2 protein-coding genes are annotated in these 2,896 nt (G+C 75.7%); both read left to right on the forward strand.

What is annotated here, in order from left to right; genetic code table 11:
* The coding region (locus tag VF468_02825) for a DUF58 domain-containing protein (GenBank protein ID HEX5877245.1) at nt 1–1,055 on the forward strand (1,055 nt) is incomplete at its 5' end.
* Nucleotides 998–2,896 (forward strand): DUF3488 and transglutaminase-like domain-containing protein (locus tag VF468_02830; GenBank protein ID HEX5877246.1); only part of this gene is annotated, 1,899 nt, incomplete at its 3' end. The genes VF468_02825 and VF468_02830, both read left to right, overlap by 58 nt.

Raw genomic sequence — 2,896 nt, forward strand, 5'->3', positions numbered from 1 at the left:
GGATCGCCGTCACCGTGCGCCTCGACAACCCGGCCCGGCTGGAGACGGGCGTGCTGCTGCTCGAGGACCGCCTCCCCTACCAGCTCGGCCCCGGGGCCCGCTTCGTCGTCCCCGGGATCCCCGGGGGTGACCGGGAGCTGCTCCACTACGAGCTGCGGGCGGCGTCCCGGGGCCGCTACTCGATCGGGCCGCTGGCCGTCCGCCTGGCCGACCCGTTCGGGCTGGCCCAGGTCACCTCGGAGCTGGCCGGCACCTCGGACGTGATCGTCCACCCGCGGGTCGAGCCGCTGACCCCGCCCGGCCTGGGCGGGGAGCTGGCCTCGTCGGCCGCGACCAAGGTCCGCTACCTGTTCTCCCAGGGCGACGAGTTCTACACCACCCGCGAGTACCGCGACGGCGACGACCTGCGCAAGGTCCACTGGCGGTCGTCGGCCAAGCGGGGCCAGCTCATGATCCGCCAGGAGGAGCGTCCCTGGCAGGCCAGGGCCGTGATCGCCATCGACCTGCGCCTGGCCGCCCACCGCGGCCAGGGGGGCCGGGCCTCGTTCGAGCGGGCGGTGTCGGCGGCCGCCTCGATCGCCCTGCGCCTGGGCCGCTCCGGCTACGAGCTCGCCCTGGTGGCCGACGACGGGCGAAGGGTGAGCCCGGCCGGCCTGGCCGACCAGGCCACGGCCGTGCTCGACTTCCTGGCCAGCGTCGAGCCGACCTCGACCCCGTCGCTGGTGCCGATGGCCAACCAGCTGGCCCGGACGGCCGGCGAGGGGCTGCTGGTGGCCGTGCTCGGCGTCCCCTCCTCCGACGAGGCGGCCGCCCTGGCCCGCTGCCGGCTCGGCTTCGGCGGCGCCCTCGGCCTGCTGGTCCGCACCGACAGCTGGCTGGGGCTGGCCGCCCGCGAGGTGGCCGCCGCCGACGCCCAGGCGGCCGGCATCGCCACCCTGCTCGACCGGGCCGGGTGGCGGACCGCGATGCTCTCCCGAACCCAACCCCTGGACGACCCATGGCGACGACTGACAGCGCCCCTGGGGCGCGCAACACTGACTACGCACAGGCGCTAGCGCTGGCCGGCCTGCTGGCCGGCGCCTCGCTGTCGCTCAGCCGGCTGTACGCCGGCAACTCCTGGCTGGTCCCGACCTGGCTGACCATGGCCGCCGCCCTCGGCCTGGCCGCGCTGCTGCGCCGCCTGGGCGTCGGCCAGGTGCTGTCGCTGGCCGCGATGGGGGCCGGCTTCCTGGTCGTCGGCGGGATCCTGCTCTTCCCGGACACGCTGCTGCTGGTCGTCCCCACCGGCGAGACGCTGTCGGCGATGGCCACGGCGGCCTCGACGGGGCTGGCCGAGGTCAGCGAGCAGGCGGCCCCGGTCCAGGTGACGACCGGGTTCCTGCTGCTCACCTGCGCCGGCGCCTGGGCGGTGGCCACCGCCGCCGACGGGCTCGCCTTCCGGGCCCGCCAGCCGCTGCTGGCCCTGGTCCCCGCCCTGGGGCTGTTCGTGTTCCCGGCCGTCATCCGGCCCACCAGCCCCGCCTGGTACACGGCCTGGTTCCTGGGTGGGGCGGCCGGGATGCTGCTGTTCGAGGGGCGGGCGCGGCTGGCCACCTGGGGCCGCTGGGTGTCGCACGCCCGCAGCCGGCCCGGGGCGGGCTGGCGGCTGCCGATGACCCCGGCCGCCCAGACCGGCCGCTGGCTGGCCCTGGCCGCCGGGCTGTGCGCCCTCACCGTGCCCTGGCTGCTGCCCGGCTACGGCCAGCAGGCCGTGCTCGACCTCAAGGAGAGCACCGGCTCCGACACCGGCATCGCCCTCAACCCGTTCGTGTCGCTGCGGACCCGGCTGACCGCCCCGGAGAACGTCCCCGTGTTCCGGGCCCGGAGCACCGGGCGTGAGCGCTGGCGGCTGATGGTCTACGACCGCTTCGACGGCACCGACTTCGCCGCCTCCAGCGACCCCCGGGCCGGCCTGGTCGAGTTCCAGGGCCCGATCCCGGGCCAGCAGGACCCGGACCTGCCGGTGACCCAGGTCCGCCAGGAGGTCGAGATCCAGGAGCTGGGCTCGTTCTGGCTGCCGGCGGTGACCAACCCGGTCCAGGTCGAGGCCGGCCGGCCGGTGCTGGCGAATGAGACCTTCGCCAGCCTGACCCTCAACCGGCGGCTCCGGGAGGGGTTCACCTACACCGTCGTCTCCCAGGTCCCCGACATCCAGGCCGGCGACCTGGACGGGCCCGTGGACTACGACGACTACCCGGCGATGAAGCCCTACACCGAGACGGGCACCCTCGACCGGGACGTGCGGGCCATCGCCCAGGCCGTGGTCGAGGGCAAGAACGCCGACACCCCCTTCGAGCAGGCCCTGGCCATCCAGGACTACCTGCGCGGCAAGGAGTTCCGCTACAACCTGGACGTGCCCGCGCTGTCGGCCCCCGGCGCCAACCAGCTGCGGCGCTTCCTGACCGAGGTCCGCGAGGGCTACTGCGAGCAGTTCGCCATCGCCATGGCCATGATGGCCCGCCAGGTCGGCGTCCCCTCGCGGGTGGCCGTCGGCTTCACCTCCGGCGAGATCGTCGACAACACCTGGCTCCAGGTCACCACCCACGACGCCCACGCCTGGCCGGAGCTGTGGTTCCCGGAGGCCGGCTGGGTGCCGTTCGAGCCGACCCCGAGGGCCGACGGCACGGTCACGCTCCCCATCTACACCACCCCGGCCGGCCGGGTGCCGGCCGACGCGGAGGGCGAGGCCGCCCAGCCGGACACCACCACCCCGGAGCAGCAGCCCACCCCCAACCCGCAGGCGCCCGAGCCCGACGTGCCCGGCGAGTCCGACCCGCTGGCCGGCGCCGGCGCCGACCAGGGCTGGCTGGAGCGCCCGCTGGTCCGGGCCGGCCTGGCCGTGGCCCTGCTGGTCCTG

The sequence above is a fragment of the Actinomycetota bacterium genome (genome assembly GCA_036280995.1).
GTDB lineage: Bacteria > Actinomycetota > CALGFH01 > CALGFH01 > CALGFH01 > CALGFH01.